The organism is Pseudomonas sp. GW823-FHT05G12, from assembly GCF_058795575.1.
In genome coordinates, this window is the sequence record NZ_CM179501.1 from 1,370,001 (window position 1) to 1,390,715 (window position 20,715).

A 20,715-nucleotide genomic window follows, 5' to 3' on the forward strand; every position below is an offset into this window, starting at 1 on the left:
CGCACGCCGAAAGACCAAGGTTTCCTGCGCAACGTTAATCGACGCAGGGTTAGTCGGTCCCTAAGGCGAGGCTGAAAAGCGTAGTCGATGGAAAACAGGTTAATATTCCTGTACTTCCAGTTATTGCGATGGAGGGACGGAGAAGGTTAGGCCAGCCTGGCGTTGGTTGTCCAGGTTTAAGGTGGTAGGCTGAAATCTTAGGCAAATCCGGGATTTCAAGGCCGAGAGCTGATGACGAGTTGCCTTCAGGCGACGAAGTGGTTGATACCATGCTTCAGAAAAGCTCCTAAGCTTCAGATAACTGGGAACCGTACCCCAAACCGACACAGGTGGTTAGGTAGAGAATACCAAGGCGCTTGAGAGAACTCGGGTGAAGGAACTAGGCAAAATGGCACCGTAACTTCGGGAGAAGGTGCGCCGGCGAGGGTGAAGGACTTGCTCCGTAAGCCCATGCCGGTCGAAGATACCAGGCCGCTGCGACTGTTTATTAAAAACACAGCACTCTGCAAACACGAAAGTGGACGTATAGGGTGTGACGCCTGCCCGGTGCCGGAAGGTTAATTGATGGGGTTAGCGCAAGCGAAGCTCTTGATCGAAGCCCCGGTAAACGGCGGCCGTAACTATAACGGTCCTAAGGTAGCGAAATTCCTTGTCGGGTAAGTTCCGACCTGCACGAATGGCGTAACGATGGCGGCGCTGTCTCCACCCGAGACTCAGTGAAATTGAAATCGCTGTGAAGATGCAGTGTATCCGCGGCTAGACGGAAAGACCCCGTGAACCTTTACTATAGCTTTGCACTGGACTTTGAATTTGCTTGTGTAGGATAGGTGGGAGGCTTTGAAGTGGGGACGCCAGTTCTCATGGAGCCATCCTTGAAATACCACCCTGGCAACTTTGAGGTTCTAACTCAGGTCCGTTATCCGGATCGAGGACAGTGTATGGTGGGTAGTTTGACTGGGGCGGTCTCCTCCCAAAGAGTAACGGAGGAGTACGAAGGTGCGCTCAGACCGGTCGGAAATCGGTCGTAGAGTATAAAGGCAAAAGCGCGCTTGACTGCGAGACAAACACGTCGAGCAGGTACGAAAGTAGGTCTTAGTGATCCGGTGGTTCTGTATGGAAGGGCCATCGCTCAACGGATAAAAGGTACTCCGGGGATAACAGGCTGATACCGCCCAAGAGTTCATATCGACGGCGGTGTTTGGCACCTCGATGTCGGCTCATCACATCCTGGGGCTGAAGCCGGTCCCAAGGGTATGGCTGTTCGCCATTTAAAGTGGTACGCAGCTGGGTTTAGAACGTCGTGAGACAGTTCGGTCCCTATCTGCCGTGGACGTTTGAGATTTGAGAGGGGCTGCTCCTAGTACGAGAGGACCGGAGTGGACGAACCTCTGGTGTTCCGGTTGTCACGCCAGTGGCATTGCCGGGTAGCTATGTTCGGAAGAGATAACCGCTGAAAGCATCTAAGCGGGAAACTTGCCTCAAGATGAGATCTCACTGGGATCTTGAATCCCCTAAAGGGCCGTCGAAGACTACGACGTTGATAGGTTGGGTGTGTAAGCGCTGTGAGGCGTTGAGCTAACCAATACTAATTGCCCGTGAGGCTTGACCATATAACACCCAAGCAATTTGCTGACGCAGATTGCGGTGGTGAAGACGAAAGACCCGAAAATTCGTAAGACCACAAATATCGCATATCCGAATTCGCTGGGCTGTCCATCTGGACATTCTGGCAACAGAATTTCTTGACGACCATAGAGCATTGGAACCACCTGATCCCATCCCGAACTCAGTAGTGAAACGATGCATCGCCGATGGTAGTGTGGGGTTTCCCCATGTGAGAGTAGGTCATCGTCAAGATTCATTTCGCAAAACCCCTATCTGCGCATGCAGGTAGGGGTTTTGTCTTTGTGGGCAAAAAACTGGACCTGCTCGAGAGCGGAGATGGCACCGGCTTCGCCGGTGTTCGCGGGTAAACCCGCTCCTACGACGGCCTGTGTCCAACCACCGATGTGTGTTTACCACCGATCTGTGTAGGAGCGGGTTTACCCGCGAATACGGTGGCGGCGGCAACGGTGAACGGCAGGTGGGGATTGGCCAGCAGGTCCGGCCCATTCGCGGGTGAACCCGCTCCTACGACGGGCTGTGTCCAACCACCGATGTGTGTCCACCACCAATCTGTGTAGGAGCGGTTTTACCCGCGAATACGGTGGCGGCGGCAACGGTGAACGGCGGGTTGGGATTGGCCAGCAGGGCCGGCCCATTCGCGGGTAAACCCGCTCCTACAGCGGCCTGTGTCCAACCACCGATGTGTGTTTACCACCGATCTGTGTAGGAGCGGGTTTACCCGCGAATACGGTGGCGGCGGCAACGGTGAACGGCAGGTGGAAATTGGCCAGCAGGTCCGGCCCCTTCGCAGGTAAACCCGCTCCTATGTATGGACTCGCCCACACTGTCTAGCTGCTTTTTTGAACATAGGAACCCGGTTGCATCTATGTATCAGGCCTGTTCGAGGAAGCTTTTTGCTTCTGGCCAACATCGTGGTGAGCTCGCAGTGTGCCGTTTACATTGAGGCCACTATCAGGCCTGTAGGAGCGGAGGCATCGGTCTGCGACGGTCTTACCTAGGGTCAATGTTCACTAGCAGGGGTTGGAGCGCCTAGCGCCCCGGTGGCATTACCCGGTTGGTCAGAGGCTCATAGCCGCCTCCGGTTTTTCGTTCGGTTTGCGTTGGTAAACCTGATCGCTCTGTAACAGGGCCCAGATAATCCGCAGATTTCGATTAGCCAGCCTGATCGCCGCCTCCTTGCGCCCAAGGCGGGATAGCCAGCGCAAGAGGCGGCGATCATCTGGCTGATCGGAATCAGGCCTTAGCTGGCTCAAGACGGAATGCGCGCCCTGGATCATCAGGCTGCGTATGTAGCCGTCACCGCGCTTGCTCATCTTGCCCAATCTGATTTTGTTTCCGCTGCTGTGCTGATCGGGCACGATGCCGAAGAAGGCGGAATACATTCGGCCACTGGCGAAGCGGCTGGGGTCGGTCTGTTTCGCCACGATCGCCGTGGCAATGATAGGGCCGACGCCGCGAATGGTGATCAGTCGCTGAGCGACTTTATCCTCTTGGGCAGTCGCTTCGAGCCGGCGGCTCAGCGCCGCTATGCGTTCACCTAGAGACAACCAGTCCATCAGCAACTCATCGAGCAACTCGCGCAACAGGTCGGGTAGAGGCAAGGAAGCATCCTCAAGCGCCTGAGGCACATGCTTATTGATCGCAGCATCGCCCTGGGGCATGGATACGCCATGCTCAAGTAGCAAACCACGGATCTGATTACCCAGCGCGGTATGTCGCTTGATGTTACCGCGCCGGATACGGTGCAGCGCTTGAATAGCCAGTGCTGTGGTGCTCTTGATCGGTATCGAAGCGATGCTCGTATCGCGACCGGCACGCAAAATGGCATAGCAGTCGTTACGATCGTTCTTTGCACCGCTGCGATGTTCGGCGACACGTTGCGCCGGCAGGATGCGAACCGGATTACCTTTGGCCTGCAGTCTGGCCCAGGCTTGTGCACCTGGACCGCACTCCATCAAGACGGCCACGGTCGTTGGCAGCCTGAGCAGGAAATCGTGGAACGCTTGGCGGGATTTGATGCGATCTTCGTAGATCACCCGACCAGTAGCGTCCTCGCCTGCTAATTGGAAGACCTGTTTGGCCAGGTCTACGCAGATGGTTGTGCAAAGCTCCACATCAGTGGAAGACAGGGAATCGTGTTTCGAACTATGCTTTTTCATGGTCTCGCCCTCGCTGCCGTTGGCTTCTTCGAACACCACCGTGGCACTGTGATGCCTCGGCGGGGGCGAGTCCATCGATTACAGAGGATGGTGCGAAGCCAGGTTAGAATGGCCTCAACGCAGCATTAACGTGACTTTCCCGCACCCCCCCTACGTCAAGACTTTGGTTCGGGGCACTTTTGCTTCTGGACCTGGCGATGCCAGCGTACCGTGCTGCGCATTTCTGGACTTCCCCGTCCCATCACTTGAGGTAGCAAGCAAGATGGCCAAGGCCGCCGATGTCGTTGTGCAATGCCTGGAAAACGAAGGTGTCGAGTATGTATTCGGCATTCCCGGTGAGGAAAACCTCGACCTGCTCGAATCCCTGCGCAAGTCGAAGATCAAGCTGGTACTGACCCGTCACGAGCAGTCTGCAGGTTTCATGGCTGCCACCTACGGTCGTCTGACCGGCAAGACCGGCGTCAGCCTGTCGACCCTCGGCCCTGGTGCCACCAACCTGGTGACCGCCAGCGCCTACGCCTACCTGGGCGGCATGCCGATGATGATGATCACCGGGCAGAAGCCGATCAAGAAGTCCAAGCAGGGTCGCTTCCAGATCATTGACGTGTGCGGCATGATGGACCCCATCACCAAGTACACCCACCAGTTCGCCTCGGCCGACAACATCCCGGCCCGCATGCGCGAAGCCTTCCGCCTGGCCGAAGAAGAAAAGCCGGGTGCGGTGCACCTGGAGCTGCCGGAAGACATCGCCGCCGAGCAGACCGACGCGCTGCCGATCCCGCGCAGCCTGCACCGCCGCCCCCTGGCCGAGCATGTGGCCATCGAAGCTGCCGTCGAAAAACTGCAGAACGCGCGTAACCCGATCCTGGTGATCGGTGCCGGTGCCAACCGCAAGATGACCGCCAAGGTCCTCAAGCAGCTGATCGACAAGACCGGCATCCCGTTCATCACCACCCAGATGGGTAAAGGCGTGGTCGACGAGCGCCACCCGCGCTTCCTCGGCAACGCTGCGCTGTCGTCGGGCGACTTCGTTCACCGCGCTGTCGAAGCCGCCGACCTGATCATCAACATCGGCCACGATGTGATCGAGAAGCCACCGTTCTTCATGGTCCGTGGCGGCACCGAAGTCATCCACATCAACTTCCGCTCTGCCGAAGTCGATGCCGTGTACTTCCCGCAAGTAGAAGTGATCGGCGACATCGCCAACGCCGTGTGGCAGATCAGTGAAGCGCTGAACGACACGTCGCACTGGGACTTCACCCGCCTGATGGCCATCCGTGAAGCCAACGAAGCACAGATCGCCGAAGGCGCCGACGACGACCGCTTCCCGGTCTACCCACAGCGCATGGTGGCTGACATCCGTCGTGTACTGCCGTCCGAAGGCATCGTCGCCCTGGACAACGGCATCTACAAGATCTGGTTCGCCCGCAACTACAAAGCGCACAAGCCAAACACCGTGCTGCTGGACAACGCCCTGGCGACCATGGGCGCCGGCCTGCCATCGGCGATGGCTGCGCACCTGGTGCACCCGGACCGCCCGGTAATCTCGGTGTGTGGCGACGGCGGCTTCATGATGAACAGCCAGGAACTGGAAACTGCAGTACGTCTGGGCATGCACATCACCGTGGTGATCCTGCGTGACGACGGCTACGGCATGATCCGCTGGAAGCAGGCCAACATGGGCTTCACCGATTTCGGCCTGGACTACGGCAACCCGGACTTCGTCAAATATGCCGAAGCCTACGGCGCCAACGGCCACCGTGTGGAAAGCGCCGAAGGCCTGCTGCCGCTGCTGGAGCACTGCATCAAGACCCCGGGTGTGCACGTGATCGACTGCCCGGTCGATTACAGCGAGAACGACCGCATCCTCAACAGCGAGCTGCGTGAGCGCGCCCTGGCGGTGTAAGCCCTGACGACCTTATCGCTGTAAGCCGGCACCCACAGGTATCTCACGATCCTGTAGGTGCCGTCGGGTGGTGCATAGCAACCACTTTACGCCTCTCGCAATTGATCATTCTCAGGTTCTCTACTCATGGAGAACACGAGAACATGACTATTGGTTCAACACACAACCATCCTGCCGATCTGGCCATCGACCCATTACTGCCCACGCAGCCGTGGGCCGCGCGTTTCCCTAACCCCCCGGATCTCGACTACCGCCGTCTTATCGAACAAGAGGCCGGTTGCCGCACGTGCCACACACTCCATTCACCGCACTTGCATGTCGGCGCCTGAGTTACTGGGTTGCTTCAGCCCAGTTCAATGGCGGCTTTACCCTCGAGTACTACCCCCACTATCAGGTTGGGAAATAACGGCGTACGGGCCATTTTGTAGGGGGAGTCCTACTGCCATTATGTGACTTTCCTCTGGTCCCATAGGACTCTCCTGACTGTCGCTCCCTGACCCAACATCGCTTTACTGGCGTCCTTCCAAAACAACCACAAAAAGGAAGCCGCCATGTCTGAATCCTGTTCCCCCGTCAGCCCCGTACGTATCGCTGTCATCCAGTACGACCCTCAGGTCGGTCTTGAGCACTGTGAGAGTAACGTGAGCAGAGGCCTGGCATTGGCCCGGCGCGCAGCACGCGAAGGTGCGAACCTGATCGTACTGCCTGAACTGGCCAACACGGGCTACACCTTCAACTCCCGTGCCGAAGCCTATTCCCATGCGCAGGTGCTGCAGGACGGCCCTTGCCTGAAAACCTGGGCGGACTTCGCCAGGCAATACCAGGTATACCTGGCTGCGGGGTTTGCTGAACGCGACGGGCTGAAGCTCTACGACAGTGCTGTCCTGTTTGGCCCCGAAGGCCTGCTTGGGCATTACCGCAAAGCGCACCTGTGGAACCAGGAAAAGCTCTGGTTCACCCCCGGTGACCTGGGGTTCCCGGTATTCGAGACGCCTATCGGCCGTATCGGCCTGCTGATCTGCTGGGACATCTGGTTCCCGGAAGTACCACGGGTGATGGCCGCGCAAGGTGCCGACATCATCTGCAGCCTCAACAACTGGGTATGGACCCCGCCGCCGTTGTTCGATGATGCAGGGCGCTGCATGGCCTCGTACCTGACCATGACGGCAGCGCATGTCAACAACGTTTATATCGCCGCCGCGAACCGTGTCGGCAGCGAGCGGGGCGGGCGCTTCCTGGGCTGCTCGCTGATCGCCGGTACCAATGGCTGGCCGATCGGCGAGGTGGGCAGTGCAGAAGCCGAGGAGATCATCTATGCCGATGTCGATTTGAGCAGTGCACGCTCGGCACCGATCTGGAACAGCCTCAACGACCTGCCAAGAGACCGGCGCACCGACCTCTACGATGCCACCCTTGGCTATCGCTTGCATGCACCTATGCCACGTTGAGGAGTTGCGAATGAACACGCTCTTCTTCTCACGACAGCAGTATTGGCTTGCGTTGATTTTCGGCTGCCTGCTGGTGTTTCTCGCTGCAAGCCTTGGCCATGGCCAATGGCTGGATTATGCACAGAGGGTGGCGACGCTCGATGAGCCGCTCAGCCGCTTGCGCTGGATTGTTGGTGATATCAGTGAAGTGGCTTTCTACAAGCACGAACTGCCCGCGCTGGGCTTGCTGCTGGGGGCTTGCCTGGCGCACTGGGCGCAGCTGCGAGGGTACCGCTGGCAGGGCTTTGCCATCTGTTATGGCAGCGGATTATGGCCATGGGTGTTTACCAGCTCGTTTTTGGGTTTGCTGCTTAGCCATGTGTTGTGGGGATGGACCTTGGCCAGTGGCACCTGGCAACCAACGTTCGTTGCCTTCGTGTCATTGCCGGCAGCCATGGTCTTGCTTTTTGGTGCGGGCTGGCGGGTGACGATCACAGGGGCGCTACTGGGGGCACTACTGGTAACACCGGCCAGCCTGCTGATGGTCAATTACCTGTGTTATCCCCTGCAGTTACCAGTGGTAATGGGCAATGTGAGTGGCATGGCAGTGGCAAGCGTGGTGGCCTTCATCCTGTGCAAGCGCTTTCCTTCATGGGTACGCCAATGCGGTGAACCCACCGTCGTGGCGCCGGTTGTCAATCAGCCTGACTACGGTGTGGTCTGGACTTTGCGGCGCGTTCTGGCCGACTTCAGCGAAGCCCCATTCTTTGGTAATGAGCTGGCCAGCCTCGGGCTATTGCTGGGTGTGTTGCTGGCATACCTGTTGAGCCCGGCTGCACTGTCCTACGGTTCTATGCTGGTGATGCAGATAGTGGCCGGGCAGGCCCTGGCATCCCTGGTCGGGGTTCTACTCTGGCGTGGACAGTGGAAAGCCCGTGGGTGGTACCCTACCTACATTCCGATTGTGTCGATCGTCCCGGCCGCGGTGTTGACACATGGCGGCAGCTGGCAAGTGGTGGTGGCCAGTGCAGTGCTGGGTGCACTGGTGGCTCCGCCGCTGGCAGTGGCGATCACTCAGCGGTTGCCGGCCTATGTGCATGGCTACATCGGCAATGTGGTGTCGATGGCCATCTGCACGCTTGGCATCGTGCCGGTAGTCGGGTTGCTTGTGGGGGGAGAAGCATGAGCGAACATTCGAGCCTGCCCAGGCTGTCGATCGCTACTCTGGGCGGCACGGTCAGTATGCAGGCCTGTGCTGTCGGGGATGGTGTAACGCCAAGCCTGGATTGTGAGCGGCAATTGCTTCAGGTTCCACAGTTGCGCGAGATGGCGCAGTTGAACGTTGCTTCATTGTGCCTGCTCCCCAGTGCATCGCTGGGCTTCGCGACGTTGCTGGAGGTGCTGGCATGGGCCCGGGGCGAGGTGGAGCGCGGGGCTCAGGCCCTGGTATTGAGCCAAGGGACCGACAGCCTTGAAGAAACGGCCTATTTCCTGGATCTGCTCTGGCCATTCGATGTGCCATTGGTGATGACCGGTGCCATGCGCTCGGCGAGTCAGCCGGGCAATGATGGGCCGGCCAACTTGTTGGCTGCGGCTCAGGTTGCATTGGCACAAGACAGCCGTGGGCGAGGTGTGCTTGTGGTCATGAATGATCAGGTCCACTGCGCGGCAAGGGTTCGCAAGACGGCCAGCCTGGCGATGGCGGCATTCGAGTCGCCCGGATGTGGCCCGTTGGGCGACGTTGTGGAGGGTGTTGTGTTGTATCGCTATCCGCCCGGGCGACGGGAAGTGTTGCCGTTACCGTATCGCACCGACCAGCGCGTTGCCCTGCTGGAAGCCTGCCTGGACGCAGACACGGCGCTGCTGCGGGCTGTGGCCACCTTGGGTTATGAGGGGTTGGTCATCGCCGGTTTCGGTGCTGGGCATGTTTCCGCCAGTTGGTCCGAAGTGCTGGAACACCTGGCGCCCACCTTGCCGGTAATGGTTGCTACGCGCACAGGTAGGGGGCCTACAGCCCGGGCAACCTACGGGTTTGCTGGTGCAGAGATCGACCTGCAGAAAAAAGGCGTCTACATGGCTGGGCAACTCTGCCCGCGCAAATGCCGCATCTTGCTGTGGCTGCTGATAGGCACCGACCGGCAACATGAGCTGCAGGACTGGTTGCAGCCCTGAACCATCTGCCCGCGCAGTCGTTCGCGCGGGCAGCCCTTCCGGCGTTGCTGTGCTAGGGTGCACACACTTTTGCTCCCCAGGATTTTTACCCATGCTCCCCGTACTCAGCAAAAAAGAACTCGACCGCCTCGAAGACCTGCTGATCACCTATGGCAATGACTACTCGGTGCTGAACCTGGCCGAGCTCAATGGCTTTTTCGTCGCGCTGGCCAGTTCGCCGATCACTGTCATCCCGGAGCAATGGCTGCCCGCGGTGGCGGGTGGCAAGGTACCGAAGTTCAAGAAGCCCGCGCATGAGGAGGCCTACACGGCATTGATGCTGCGTTATGCCAGCCAGGTGGCAGAAGAACTCAGCAATGGTGTCGACCAGTTCGAGCCGCTGTTCGAGGAAAGCGAGGGCGAACAGGGCACTGTGATCGTGATGGAGGAGTGGTGTTTCGGCTACATGCGCGGTACCCAGATTGCCGGTTGGGGCGAGTTGCCACCGGAGCAGGACCTGCTGCTCAAGGCCATTTCGCTACATGGGCTGGAAGATAATTTCGAGCTGCTGGACCAGATGAGCGAAGAGGATATCCAGGCCTGTGTACCGCAGGTGGTCGAGGCTGCGCGTGGGCTGTACCGACATTTCAAAAAGCTGCACTGATCGGATCGTTGGCTAGCGCTCACCTGCAGGCGCCAGCGCAAGTGTTTGGAAACCATTATTCCGCCCTGCGAAATTATGGTTTCCCCTGCGCACTGATTCTGCTGCCAGCCGATCCAGTGCAGCATGTGCTCCATCAGCCCCATCCCGGCGCTGACCAGGAGCCAAGCCCATGTCGAACCCGATCAAGCTCTACAACTTCCCCAAGTCTGGCCATGCCCATCGCATCGAGTTGATGCTCTCGCTACTGAACCTGCCCACCGAGCTGGTGTTCGTCGACCTGGCCAAAGGCGCGCACAAGCAGCCGGACTTCCTCGCCCTCAACCCGTTCGGCCAGGTTCCAGTCATCGATGACAACGGCACCGTGATTGCCGACTCCAACGCCATCCTCGTCTACCTGGCCAAAAAGTATGACAACGGTGCCTGGCTGCCCGAAAAACCTGCCGCCGCCGCCCGGGTGCAACGCTGGCTATCAGTCGCTGCCGGCCCGCTGGCCTTTGGCCCGGCCGCCGCCCGCCTGGTCACGGTGTTCGGGGCTTCGTTCAATACCGACGAAGTGATTTCCCGCGCCCACACCTTGCTCAAGGTGATCGATGCCGAGTTGGCCAACACGCCATTCCTGACGGGTAGCACACCCACCATCGCGGACATTGCCAACTACTCGTACATCGCTCACGCCCCCGAAGGCAATGTGTCGCTGGAGCCCTATGCCAATGTGCGCAACTGGCTGGCGCGGATCGAGGCGCTGCCGCGTTTCGTCCCCATGCCGCGCACCGTGATCGGGCTGCAAACCCACGCCTGAAACCCCGCCATCGCGAGGAACGCCGCCATGCAACAATCTCCTGATCACCGCCCCTCGCCCTGGCATGCGGGTGAAAAGACCCTGCAGGAAAAGGTCGGTGTAGCAGAACGCATGGAGGCGTTCGGGCAAAAGGTCATTCGTGACCACATGCCCGACCAGCACCGGACGTTCTATCACCAGTTACCGTTCATGGTCGCCGCCAGTGTGGATGCCCAGGGTCGGCCTTGGGCCACGCTGCTGGAAGGGCCGGAAGGGTTCGTAAGCTCGCCTGACCCTCGTATGCTGACGATCCACACCACGTTGCCAGCAGATGACCCCGCCACCCCCGGGTTGGCAGCCGGGCAGGCGGTCGGCCTGCTGGGGATCGAACTACACACCCGTCGGCGCAATCGCATCAATGGGCAGATCCGCCACGCTGCCCAAGGGCAACTGCAAGTGGCCGTAGAGCAGGCGTTTGGCAACTGCCCGCAGTACATCCAGTTGCGTGACTACACCCGCGTCACCGAACCCGCCCTCGGGCGCATCGATGCGACAACACTGGATACCTCGACCGTCAGCATGATCCAGGCGGCCGATACCTTCTTCGTCGCCAGCTATGTCGAGCATGCTGACGGCCAGCGCTCGGTAGATGTCTCTCACCGTGGTGGCCGGCCAGGGTTCATCAAGGTCGAAGGCAATCGGCTGACGATTCCCGACTATGCTGGCAATCTGCATTTCAACACCTTGGGTAATCTGGTGGTCAACCCGCGGGCCGGCTTGCTGTTCATCGACTTCAATAATGGCAATGTGTTGCAACTGTACGGGCGTGCCGAGGTGCTGCTGGACAGCCCGGCCATCCAGGCCTTTGAAGGGGCTGAGCGGTTATGGACACTGCAGGTCGAGCAGGTGGTGTGGCGTCCGGCAGCCGTTGCCCTGCGCTGGGCTTTCAAGGAATACGCGCCGACCAGTCTGATGACCGGTACCTGGGCCGAGGCCGATGCGCGCCTGGAGCAGCGGCGACAACAGCGCCAATGGCTGGCCTGGCGGGTGCTGCGGGTGGAGCAGGAAAGCCGCGACATCCGCTCGTTCTATCTCGAACCACCGGCAGGCTGCCGTGTGGCCTTTGCCCCTGGCCAGCATCTGCCTGTGCAGGTGACGCGTGATGGCGAGCCGGCGCTGATCCGCACCTACAGCCTTTCAAGTGCCCCCGACGATGGATTCTTGCGCATCAGCGTCAAAGCCCAGGGCCCGGCTTCGCGGTATTTGCATGAGCACGTTGTGGCCGGCGAGGTGTTGAATGTGCGGCCGCCGATGGGCAGCTTCACGCTTGATCAGCAAAGCACGCGCCCGTTGGTGCTGATCGGCGCGGGCGTGGGCATCACGCCGTTGCTGGCCATGCTGCGTCAGCAGTTGAGGACGGGGCAGGCCCGGCGCATTCATCTGTTCCATGGCGCACGCAGCCTGGCCGACTTGCCGTTCCAGCAGGAACTGGCGACCTTGCAGCAACAGGCTGGCGAACTACTGCATATACACCGCGCCCTGAGCCAGCCTGACGGGCACGCGCAGGTCGGTCGTGATTACGAGTTTGCCGGCCGGTTGGGTATCGAACAGGTCAAGGCAACGCTGGCGTTGGACGACTACGATTTCTACCTGTGTGGTCCGGGCAGCTTCACCCAGCAGCTTTACGAAGGGCTGCGTGGGGTGCATGTGCCGGATGCGCGGATTCACGCCGAAGCGTTTGGCCCGTCGACGCTGCGGCGGCACACCGACGCAGACCAGCCAATCTTGCAACAGCCGCCTGCCGCCGACGAACCGGTGCCGGTGTATTTTGCTGCGTCGGCCAAGGAGGCTCGCTGGGTTCCCGGTAGCGGCACCTTGCTGGAACTGGCCGAGGCGCGTGGGCTGGCACCGGAGTTCAGTTGCCGGGGTGGTTCGTGTGGTACCTGCAAGACCCGGCTGGTGAGCGGCCAGGTGCATTATCCGAATCCGCCGGCAGAGTTGCCGGAGGCAGGGTCGGTGCTGATCTGTTGTGCTGTGCCAGCGAAGGGGGAGGAGGGGATGCAGGCGTTGGTGCTGGATGTCTGATTGAAGCCAGTCGTAGGAGCGGGCTTGCCCGCGAAGAGGCCGGCACAGCTAACACCACGCATCCAGATGAACGATAATCCGCACGCCCCATTACCCTCAGGAGCCCGCATGGACCAGATCCACCTGATGAAGGTATTCGTCGCCGTCGGCGAGCTGGAAAGCTTCGCCGCGGCTGCCCGCCGTCTGGACATTTCTGCGGCCGCCGTCACCCGCGCCGTCAGCGCCCTGGAAGAGCAGCTCGGGGTCAAACTGTTGCTGCGCACAACACGCAGCGTGCGTCTGACCGAGGCCGGCGGTCGCTATCTGGAAGACACCCGGCACATTCTCGCCAGTATTCACGAGGCCAATGAAGCCGCTGCCGGCATCAACGCGACGCCCAGGGGCGACCTGGCGGTGACCGCGCCGATTTTGTTCGGCAAGAAGTTCGTCATGCCGTGCATCGTCCGTTACCTGCAGCAGTACCCGGAAGTCGACGTTTCCGCGTTTTTTCTCGACCGCGTGGTGAACATGGTCGAGGAGGGCATGGACGTGGCCGTGCGCATCGGGCCGTTGCCCGACTCCGGGTTGAAGGCGTTGCGGGTGGGCAGGGTGCGGCGCATGTTGTGTGCCTCGCCCGACTACCTGGCGCGCCATGGTGTGCCGAAGCATCCGTCGGACCTGGCCGGGCATGCGATAATCGGCACCACCAACCTGTCGCCGCGTGCGGGTTGGCGCTTCGGAGTGACCGACGAGCCGACCTTGGTGCGCATGAAGCCACGGCTGACGGTAACCAGCAATGACGGGGCAATCGCAGCTGCCAGCGGCGGGCTGGGGATTGCCCGGCTGCTGTCGTACCAGGTGGCAGACGAACTGGCCAGCGGGCAGTTGCAGGTGCTGCTGGCCGAGTACGAAGAGGCGCCCTGGCCCATTCATGTGCTGCACCGCGAAAGCAAGTACGGGTCGGCCAAGGTCAGGGCCTTTATCGACATGCTGGCGCAAGGATTGCGCGATCAGCAGCTGGATTAACGTCGTACAGCGGGTCGAAAAGGATGCCAGACAATGTTCGCTATCGTGGCGGCCCTTTTTCAGGCAACCTGCTCACAACGCCCGATACTGCATCCTGAACCCCAGGTTCATTGCCTCCCCCTGGTGCAGCAACCGCAATCCTGGTCGCCCTGGCAGGTGGTGCGCATTGATGGGGTGGCTAACCGGCTCAAAGCAGAAAAAGCCTTGCCCTTGCGGGCAAAACAGCAAGAAGTGTTCAGCCCCGCTGGCACTGCACGCCAGTCGATAACCCGCGCTGGGTTGTTCGATCACACATTCCCCTGGCCAGCCACTGAAGGCGTGATCAACCACTGTCTCGGGTAAACGCCCCATGGCATTGAAGCGCCATTGTTCGGGCACCTCGGCCTGGTACGACGGCAACCGCCCATCCTCTGCCAGCCACACTTTGCGTGCCGATGCGTACAACTTGGTATCGGGATACCTCGGAAAGTAAGGGTGCAACCCCAACCCGTACCAGTTGGCCGACTCATCCAGATGGGTTACATGCAGGTCCAGGTTCAGGCACCCCTCATGCAGATGCACATCCAGCGTGGCCCGGTAAGCAAACGGCACAGCACTGTCTAGCGTCAGCCGTGCTCGCTGTTCACTGTGATGCTCCACCTGCCAGGCCTGTTGCCAGGCACTGCCATGGATCGGGTAAGGGTCATGCCCGGTATTCGGTGCCAGTGCCTGCCACCCCTCGGGCCGGGCAAAGCCACCCTCGCCAATGCGGTTGGACCAAGGCGCCAGTGGGTAGCAGGCGAGGCGTCGTGGCGTACCACTTTTCAGTGCGGCCAGGTCGGAATGGCGCAGCAGCGCTTGCCCGGTCGCTTTCACTTCCCAGTTGACCAGGCTGGCGCCCAACTCCGGAGCCAGGCTCAGGCGGGTCAGGCGGTCCTGCAGGTGCAGTTCGGTCACAGACATTCAAGGCTCCATTTAAATGAACGATCAATTGGCCCGACGGTAGGTGAGCAGCACGATGCCGCACACCACCACCGCGCCGCCGAGTAATTGCAGGGTGCCCAGTTGCTGGTCGAGCAAGGCCCAGCCCAGCAGTAGCGTGGCGATGGGTTCGACGTTCATCACGGGGGCGTTCTGCGCCATGTTCAGCCTTGGCACACAAACGAACAGCAAGGTGAAGGCCAAGCCATACAGCACTACCAGGCTGGCCAAGGCCGCCCAGCCACTGCTGCTGCCTGGCAGTGACAAACCGGACGGCATCACGCCGCTTGCGCCTGCAACCAGCATGCTGGAGAACACGATCAGCAAAGTCAGCAGGCTGCGCACGGGGCCGCGCACGCTGGCCAGTTTATGGTCGGTGATCCACAAGGCGCAGGCAAAGGCACAGGCGGCGCCGAAGGCCAGGCTGACCCCTGGCACCCAGTGCGGGTTGGCCGCACCGCTGTCGGCCAGGCGTGCCGGGACATCCAGCGCCAGCACCAGGCCGCACAGGATCAGGCCCATGAACAGTACGGTGCGGCCCGTGGGGCGTGCGCCGCCCAGCGCCCAGGTGAGCAGCGCCAACAGCATCGGGAAGGTGTTGCCCACCAGCAGTGCCAGAGCCACCGGAATACGCGCCACCGCCGAGTACAGGCAGAGGCTCTGGGTGGCAATCAGCAAGCCGAGCAGCAGCTGCCAGCGGCGCGCACCAGCGGGCAGGGCCAGGGCCTGGCGTTGCCACAGCAGCAGCCCGGCCAGTACCAGGAAGGTGATGCCAGAGCGGCAGAGGATGGCCAGCAGCACGCCGGTGCCGTCATCGAAGGCGATGCGCGCGGCGATGTGGTTGCCGGCGAATGAACAGGCCAGCAGGGCGAGCAAGGCGATGGCCAGTTTGCGGGGGAAAAGCGGTACAGCCGAGGAGGGGACAGCCATGTGCAGGATCCATTTGCAGGAGCCCAGGGGCCGCCAAGCGGCCCCCGGTCATAATTACAGCACCACGCTAGGCAGCCACAGCGAGATCGCTGGAATGTAAGTCACTGCCATCAGCACCAGGAACAGCGCCAGGTAGAACGGCATCAGCGCCTTCACCGTCGACTCGATACTCACCTTGCCGATGGCCGAGCCGACAAACAACACCGCTCCCACCGGCGGGGTGATCAGCCCGATACCCAGGTTCACCAACATGATCATGCCAAAGTGCACCGGGTCCACGCCGATACCGGTAATCACCGGCAGCAGGATCGGCGTAAGGATCAGGATCAGCGGCGCCATGTCCATCACCGTGCCCAGCAGCAACAACATGAAGTTGATGCACATCAGGATCACGTAGCGGTTGTCCGACAGGGTCAGGAACGCCGTGGTGATCTTCGACGGGATCTGCATTAGCGTCATTACGTAGCCGAAGCTGGCGGCAAAGCCGATCAGGATCATCACGATGGAGATGGTCCGTACTGTGCGGTGCATCAGCTTGGGCAGGTCGCGCCACTTGTAGTCGCGGTAGATGAACATGGTCACGAAGAACGACCACACCACTGCCACGGCTGCCGATTCGGTGGCGGTGAACACCCCCGACAGGATACCGCCGAGGATGATGACCATGGCCATCAGGCCCCACAGCGCCTCACCGGCAATTTTCAGCGCCTGGCGCAGCGGGATCACTTCGCCCTTGGGGTAGTTGCGCTTCTTGGCGAACAACAGGCACAGGCCCATCATCACCGCGCTCAGCAGCAGGCCGGGCATCACCCCCGCCATGAACAGCGAGGCGATCGACACCGTGCCGCCCGCCGCCAGCGAGTACAGCACCGAGTTGTGGCTGGGCGGGGTCAGCAGCGCCTGCACCGAGCCGCTGACGGTCACGGCGGTGGAAAATTCACGCGGGTAGCCTTTGCGCTCCATCTCCGGGATCAGCACCGAGCCCACCGAGGCGGTATCGGCTACCGACGAGCCGGAAATCGCACCGAAGAAGGTCGAGGCCATGATGTTGACCAGCGACAGCCCGCCACGCACGAAGCCCACCAGCACACCGGCAAAGGCCACCAGCCGGCGTGACATGCCGCCTTCGGCCATGATCGCGCCGGCCAGCACGAAGAATGGAATGGCCAGCAGCGAGAACTTGTTAACCCCACTGGCCACCTGGATCATCATCGCCTGCAGCGGGATGTCGATCCACCAGGCGCCGATCAGTGCCGACAGGCCCAGGGCGTAGGCTACCGGCATGCCGATCAGAATCAGCACGATGAAACTGCCCAACAGAATGAACGCTTCCATTTACGCAGCTCCTTCGTTTTCTTCGACCAGATCAAAGCGCACTACCTTGCGGTTGCTCTGATCGCCCAGCAGGAGTTTTTCCAGCACGAACACCAGCGTCAGCACGCCGCCGACCGGGATCGGCGCGTAAGTCATGCCGACCCGCACACCGGGCAGCGAGGCCAGCGACTGGTTCCAGGTGGTGATGCACAGCCGGGTGCCGTAATAGGTCATGAACACGCACACCACGATCATCAGCAGTTGTACCAGCAGGGCGACCAGCTGGCGCTGCAGCGGCGGCAACCGGTCGGTAATCATCCCCACCGCCATATGCGCCCCGGCGCGATAGCTGGCGGCGGCACCAACGAAGGTGAATACCACCATCAGCAGGATAGAGACTGGCTCTGGCCAGCTGGAGCCGGTGCCCAGCACGTAGCGGGCGAAGATGCCCCACGGGATGATCAGCGTCATGGCCAGGATCGACAGGCCCGCGATCCAGATGCAACTGCGGTACAGCGTGTCGTTCACGCTCAGGAAAAGCGATTTCATAGGCATCACCAAAGCGGCAGGGCGGCGGCGGCCGCACTGCCGAGGTCGTCTTGGAAGGGGCTGGTATTACTGGACGGCGTCGATACGCTTCATCAGGTCGGCGTACGGCGCGCCGTACTTCTCGCGTACCGATGCGGTGGCTTCGAAGAACGGTTTCTTATCGACAGTGATGAACTCGACACCGGCGGCCTTGAGCTTCTCTTCGCTGGCGGCAGACTTGGCGTCCCACAGCGCACGCTCTTCCATCTGTGCTTCGCGCGCGACCTTTTTCACCAGCACCTGCTGCTCCGGAGTGAGCTTGTTCCAGGTGGTCTTGGACATCACCACCGGCTCCGGCAGGATCAGGTGGCCGGTCAGGGTGTAGTACTTGGCGCTCTGGAAATGGTTGTGCTCAAGCAAGGTCGGCGGGTTGTTCTCGGCGCCGTCGATCACCCCGGTTTGCAGGGCACTGAAGATTTCCCCGGTGTCCATGGTGATGCCGTTGCCGCCCATGGCATTCATCATGTCGATGAACAGCGGGTTGCCTTGTACGCGAATCTTCATGCCCTTGAGGTCTTCCAGGCTGCGCACCGGCTTTTTCGTGTAGATGCTGCGCGAGCCGCCGTCCATCCAGGCCAGGGCCACCAGGTTGAAATCGGAATTGGTGATCTTGTCGAGGATTTCCTGGCCAATCTCGCCATCGATAATCTTGCGCATGTGATCATGGTCGCGGAACACGAACGGCATGTTGAACACGTTCACATCCGGTACTACCGGGCCGACGATCCCCAAGCTGACGCGGGTCATCTGCACGGCGCCTATCTGAGCCTGTTCGATCACTTCCTTCTCCGATCCCAGCACGCCGCCGGCGAACATCTTGAAGGTAATGTCGCCATTGCTGGCCTGTTCCAGCTTTTTACCCATGTTCTGCTCGGCGACCACGGTCGGGTAGCCGGCCGGGTGGATTTCGGCGAACTTGATGTCCAGCGCCGAGGCGGGCATGGCCACGCTGAAGGCGAACGGGAGTACGGCAAGAAGCAGCTTGCGTTTGAACGTCATGATGAAACTCCGTGGTTTTTATTATCTGGTTTCGTGGGTGCAAGTGTGGGTGTGGCACGGCGCGTCAGCCCCGGTAGGCAGGTTCCTCCAGGCCCTTGGTGCCAGGGTCGAGGGCAAATACCCCGCCAGCCAGGGGCTGGTCGCTGAGGTCGATGTCCGTGGGGCGGATCGAGGTGACGTACAGAATGTCCAGGCTGGCGCCGCCAAAGGCGCACATTGCCGGCTTTTTCACCGGCACGCTGAGTGATCGGTCGAGGCGACCTTCGGGGGTAAAACGGTGGATCTGCCCGGCGTCGTTGCCGCAGATCCAGTAGCAGCCGTCCTGGTCGATGGCGGCGCCGTCCGGGCGGCCGGGGTAATTGCGCATGTCGACGAACAGCTGCTTGCCGTGCGGTGTGCCGCTGTCGGTGTCGTAGTCGAAAGCCCATACCTTCTGCACGTTCGGGTGCGAGTCGGACAGGTACATGCGCTTGCCGTCGGGGCTGAACGCCAGGCCGTTGGGCACGATCATGCCATCCTGCTGCAGGTGCAGGCGGCCTTCGCCGTCATGCCGGTACAGCGCGCCCACGTGGGCACCTTGCTGCATGTCCAGCAGCATGGTCCCGGCCCAGAAGCGGCCCTGACGGTCGCAGCGGCCATCGTTGAAGCGCATGCCGGCCTGGGCGTGCTGCACGTTGCTGAGCAGCCGGCTGTCGAGGCTGCCGTCCGCCTTGGCCTGGAGCTGGAAAATGCCGCTTTCCATACCCGCAACCCAGCCCTGACCGCTGCGGGCGATGCAGGCCAGCATCTCGTCGCCTTGCCAGAACTGGTATTTGCCATCGGCCGCTTGCCAGCGATGCAATTGGCGAGCGGGAATGTCTACCCAGTACAGGGCCTGTTCACCGGGGTGCCACACAGGGCTTTCGCCGGTACCGTTGCGGGCGTCGACGATCAGTTCGCAGTTCATGGCCGTGCCTCCTGGCGTGGGGTCAGTTGAACGGGCCGGCCACGGCGAAAGCGCCGCCCTGGTAGACCATGCTCGGGTCATCGGCGGCGGGTGCCGGTTGGGCCTCCACGGCTGCGCGGAAGGTTTCGGAGCTGTCCTTGGGTACATAGCCCAGGTGCGCGGCATGGCGGTTGTCCCACCACACGGTGCGATTGTCGGAGGCGCCGTAGACGATGGTGTGGCCAACCCCGGGGGTGAACAGCCCGCGTTCGATCAACTGCACCAGGTCGTCGTAACTGAGCCAGGTGCAGAGCATGCGCAGGTTTTGTGGCTGCGGGAACGACGAGCCGATGCGAATGCTGACGGTCTCGATGCCGTAGCGGTCAAAGTAGAAGCTGGCCACATCTTCGCCGTAGCACTTGGACAGCCCGTAATAGCTGTCGGGCCGGCGCGGCGCGTGAGCGTCGATGCGCTCATCCTGGCGATAGAAACCGATGGTGTGGTTGGAGCTGGCGAAGATGATGCGCTTGACCCCGTGCTTGCGCGCCGCCTCGTACACGTGGAACACGCCGCAGATATTGGGGCCGAGAATCTCTTCGAAGGCGTGTTCGGTAGAAACCCCGCCAAAGTGGATGATGGCGTCCACGCCTTCGACCAGGGCATGCACCGCAGCCTTGTCGGCCAGGTCGCAGGTAATGACTTCTTCATGCGGGCCCGCGGCCGGGGCCATGGGGCTGATGTCAGACAGGCGCAGGACCTCGGCGTAGCCTTGCAGGCGTTCGCGAAGGACCTTGCCCAGGCCGCCTGCGGCTCCGGTGAGCAGCAGGCGATTGAAGGGGGTAGTGGTCATGGCCGGCTCTTGTTGTTAGTTGTTGTAGGTTGTCGTATGACTTGGGTGATTATTGGCGGTGGTTCTGTGTGTTGTCAATGAGGCTTGGGCGGCTTTTGCCGGCCTTTTCGCGGGTAAGAAATGCGAAAGGCCTGCGCGGTCGCCCGTAGGAGCGGGTTTACCCGCGAAGAGGCCGGCCCTGCTGGCCAATCCCCACCCGCCGTCCACCGTCTCCGCCGCCACCGCATTCGCGGGTAAACCCGCTCCTACACACATCGGTGGTTGGGCACGGGCCGCCGTAGGAGCGGGTTTACCCGCGAAAGGGCCGGCCCTGCTGGCCAATCCCCACCCGCCATTCACCGTCGCCGC

At 61.1% G+C, this 20,715-nt stretch carries 16 protein-coding genes and 2 rRNA genes (1 of these 18 cut by a window edge); 10 read left to right on the forward strand and 8 right to left on the reverse strand.

Going from position 1 to position 20,715, the window contains the following annotated elements; genetic code table 11:
• Together AC3RCM_RS06240 and rrf are read left to right on the forward strand one after the other, a co-directional pair.
• A 23S ribosomal RNA gene (locus tag AC3RCM_RS06240) occupies nucleotides 1–1,610 on the forward strand (it extends 1,282 nt beyond the left edge of the window).
• A gap of 131 nt (nucleotides 1,611–1,741) precedes the next feature.
• Nucleotides 1,742–1,857 (forward strand): 5S ribosomal RNA (gene rrf, locus AC3RCM_RS06245).
• Between the two features lie 827 nt (nucleotides 1,858–2,684).
• Here rrf and AC3RCM_RS06250 read toward each other — a convergent pair.
• The gene (locus AC3RCM_RS06250) at nucleotides 2,685–3,740 is read right to left on the reverse strand and encodes an IS110-like element ISPpu11 family transposase (protein ID WP_492629677.1); all 1,056 of its coding nucleotides are present in this window, start codon (nucleotides 3,738–3,740) and stop codon (nucleotides 2,685–2,687) included.
• Nucleotides 3,741–4,047: 307 nt separating this feature from the next.
• Here AC3RCM_RS06250 and AC3RCM_RS06255 point away from each other — a divergent pair, with 307 nt between their 5' ends.
• The 8 genes from AC3RCM_RS06255 to AC3RCM_RS06290 all read left to right on the forward strand — a co-directional run bounded on the left by AC3RCM_RS06255 (nucleotide 4,048) and on the right by AC3RCM_RS06290 (nucleotide 13,801).
• Nucleotides 4,048–5,691, forward strand: a complete 1,644-nt coding sequence (locus AC3RCM_RS06255) for an acetolactate synthase large subunit (protein ID WP_004576806.1) — start codon at nucleotides 4,048–4,050, stop codon at nucleotides 5,689–5,691.
• Nucleotides 5,692–6,242: 551 nt separating this feature from the next.
• Nucleotides 6,243–7,139 (forward strand): nitrilase family protein, encoded by an 897-nt coding sequence (locus AC3RCM_RS06260; protein WP_020193031.1) that lies wholly within the window; start codon nucleotides 6,243–6,245, stop codon nucleotides 7,137–7,139.
• A gap of 10 nt (nucleotides 7,140–7,149) precedes the next feature.
• Complete coding sequence (locus tag AC3RCM_RS06265) at nucleotides 7,150–8,304, forward strand: hypothetical protein (RefSeq protein ID WP_492629433.1); 1,155 nt, start codon at nucleotides 7,150–7,152, stop codon at nucleotides 8,302–8,304.
• The gene (locus AC3RCM_RS06270) at nucleotides 8,301–9,290 is read left to right on the forward strand and encodes an asparaginase (protein WP_492629434.1); all 990 of its coding nucleotides are present in this window, start codon (nucleotides 8,301–8,303) and stop codon (nucleotides 9,288–9,290) included. Before AC3RCM_RS06265 ends, AC3RCM_RS06270 begins: the two co-directional genes overlap by 4 nt.
• A 91-nt stretch (nucleotides 9,291–9,381) precedes the next feature.
• Nucleotides 9,382–9,933, forward strand: a complete 552-nt coding sequence (locus AC3RCM_RS06275; RefSeq protein WP_064492311.1) for a UPF0149 family protein — start codon at nucleotides 9,382–9,384, stop codon at nucleotides 9,931–9,933.
• A gap of 169 nt (nucleotides 9,934–10,102) precedes the next feature.
• A complete protein-coding gene (locus tag AC3RCM_RS06280) occupies nucleotides 10,103–10,732 on the forward strand; it encodes a glutathione S-transferase family protein (RefSeq protein ID WP_492629435.1) in 630 nt (209 codons plus the stop codon).
• Between the two features lie 27 nt (nucleotides 10,733–10,759).
• Nucleotides 10,760–12,796 carry a pyridoxamine 5'-phosphate oxidase family protein gene (locus AC3RCM_RS06285; protein ID WP_492629436.1) on the forward strand — a complete coding sequence of 679 codons (2,037 nt, stop codon included), beginning with the start codon at nucleotides 10,760–10,762 and terminating at the stop codon, nucleotides 12,794–12,796.
• Between the two features lie 108 nt (nucleotides 12,797–12,904).
• Nucleotides 12,905–13,801 carry a LysR family transcriptional regulator gene (locus AC3RCM_RS06290; RefSeq protein WP_014589967.1) on the forward strand — a complete coding sequence of 299 codons (897 nt, stop codon included), beginning with the start codon at nucleotides 12,905–12,907 and terminating at the stop codon, nucleotides 13,799–13,801.
• A gap of 72 nt (nucleotides 13,802–13,873) precedes the next feature.
• Here AC3RCM_RS06290 and AC3RCM_RS06295 read toward each other — a convergent pair whose 3' ends face one another.
• From AC3RCM_RS06295 to AC3RCM_RS06325, 7 genes are all read right to left on the reverse strand, one after another.
• On the reverse strand, nucleotides 13,874–14,743 hold the full coding sequence (locus AC3RCM_RS06295) for an aldose 1-epimerase (protein WP_180688714.1): 870 nt from the start codon (nucleotides 14,741–14,743) through the stop codon (nucleotides 13,874–13,876).
• Nucleotides 14,744–14,767: 24 nt separating this feature from the next.
• Nucleotides 14,768–15,691: an EamA family transporter gene (locus AC3RCM_RS06300; RefSeq protein ID WP_054889666.1), complete on the reverse strand. Its 924-nt coding sequence runs from the start codon at nucleotides 15,689–15,691 to the stop codon at nucleotides 14,768–14,770.
• A 54-nt stretch (nucleotides 15,692–15,745) separates the two neighbouring features.
• The gene (locus AC3RCM_RS06305; RefSeq protein ID WP_003254833.1) at nucleotides 15,746–17,026 is read right to left on the reverse strand and encodes a TRAP transporter large permease; all 1,281 of its coding nucleotides are present in this window, start codon (nucleotides 17,024–17,026) and stop codon (nucleotides 15,746–15,748) included.
• Nucleotides 17,027–17,554: a TRAP transporter small permease gene (locus AC3RCM_RS06310; RefSeq protein ID WP_003254832.1), complete on the reverse strand. Its 528-nt coding sequence runs from the start codon at nucleotides 17,552–17,554 to the stop codon at nucleotides 17,027–17,029.
• A gap of 66 nt (nucleotides 17,555–17,620) precedes the next feature.
• Nucleotides 17,621–18,592 carry a TRAP transporter substrate-binding protein gene (locus tag AC3RCM_RS06315; RefSeq protein ID WP_492629437.1) on the reverse strand — a complete coding sequence of 324 codons (972 nt, stop codon included), beginning with the start codon at nucleotides 18,590–18,592 and terminating at the stop codon, nucleotides 17,621–17,623.
• Nucleotides 18,593–18,656: 64 nt separating this feature from the next.
• Entirely contained in the window at nucleotides 18,657–19,538 is an 882-nt protein-coding gene (locus AC3RCM_RS06320) for a glucurono-1,5-lactonase (RefSeq protein ID WP_198748089.1), read from the reverse strand.
• A gap of 22 nt (nucleotides 19,539–19,560) precedes the next feature.
• Nucleotides 19,561–20,367, reverse strand: coding sequence for an NAD-dependent epimerase/dehydratase family protein (locus tag AC3RCM_RS06325; RefSeq protein WP_064492304.1), 807 nt, complete (start codon nucleotides 20,365–20,367; stop codon nucleotides 19,561–19,563).
• Nucleotides 20,368–20,715: the final 348 nt, after the last annotated feature.

What these genes read in the sequence shown, in the direction of transcription:
- AC3RCM_RS06255 (WP_004576806.1), top strand. Translation starts at nt 4,048, where the DNA reads ATGGCCAAGGCCGCCGATGTCGTTGTGCAATGCCTGGAAAACGAAGGT.
- AC3RCM_RS06260 (WP_020193031.1), top strand. Translation starts at nt 6,243, where the DNA reads ATGTCTGAATCCTGTTCCCCCGTCAGCCCCGTACGTATCGCTGTCATC.
- AC3RCM_RS06265 (WP_492629433.1), top strand. Translation starts at nt 7,150, where the DNA reads ATGAACACGCTCTTCTTCTCACGACAGCAGTATTGGCTTGCGTTGATT.
- AC3RCM_RS06270 (WP_492629434.1), top strand. Translation starts at nt 8,301, where the DNA reads ATGAGCGAACATTCGAGCCTGCCCAGGCTGTCGATCGCTACTCTGGGC.
- AC3RCM_RS06275 (WP_064492311.1), top strand. Translation starts at nt 9,382, where the DNA reads ATGCTCCCCGTACTCAGCAAAAAAGAACTCGACCGCCTCGAAGACCTG.
- AC3RCM_RS06280 (WP_492629435.1), top strand. Translation starts at nt 10,103, where the DNA reads ATGTCGAACCCGATCAAGCTCTACAACTTCCCCAAGTCTGGCCATGCC.
- AC3RCM_RS06285 (WP_492629436.1), top strand. Translation starts at nt 10,760, where the DNA reads ATGCAACAATCTCCTGATCACCGCCCCTCGCCCTGGCATGCGGGTGAA.
- AC3RCM_RS06290 (WP_014589967.1), top strand. Translation starts at nt 12,905, where the DNA reads ATGGACCAGATCCACCTGATGAAGGTATTCGTCGCCGTCGGCGAGCTG.
- AC3RCM_RS06295 (WP_180688714.1), bottom strand. Translation starts at nt 14,743, where the DNA reads ATGTCTGTGACCGAACTGCACCTGCAGGACCGCCTGACCCGCCTGAGC.
- AC3RCM_RS06300 (WP_054889666.1), bottom strand. Translation starts at nt 15,691, where the DNA reads ATGGCTGTCCCCTCCTCGGCTGTACCGCTTTTCCCCCGCAAACTGGCC.
- AC3RCM_RS06305 (WP_003254833.1), bottom strand. Translation starts at nt 17,026, where the DNA reads ATGGAAGCGTTCATTCTGTTGGGCAGTTTCATCGTGCTGATTCTGATC.
- AC3RCM_RS06310 (WP_003254832.1), bottom strand. Translation starts at nt 17,554, where the DNA reads ATGAAATCGCTTTTCCTGAGCGTGAACGACACGCTGTACCGCAGTTGC.
- AC3RCM_RS06315 (WP_492629437.1), bottom strand. Translation starts at nt 18,592, where the DNA reads ATGACGTTCAAACGCAAGCTGCTTCTTGCCGTACTCCCGTTCGCCTTC.
- AC3RCM_RS06320 (WP_198748089.1), bottom strand. Translation starts at nt 19,538, where the DNA reads ATGAACTGCGAACTGATCGTCGACGCCCGCAACGGTACCGGCGAAAGC.
- AC3RCM_RS06325 (WP_064492304.1), bottom strand. Translation starts at nt 20,367, where the DNA reads ATGACCACTACCCCCTTCAATCGCCTGCTGCTCACCGGAGCCGCAGGC.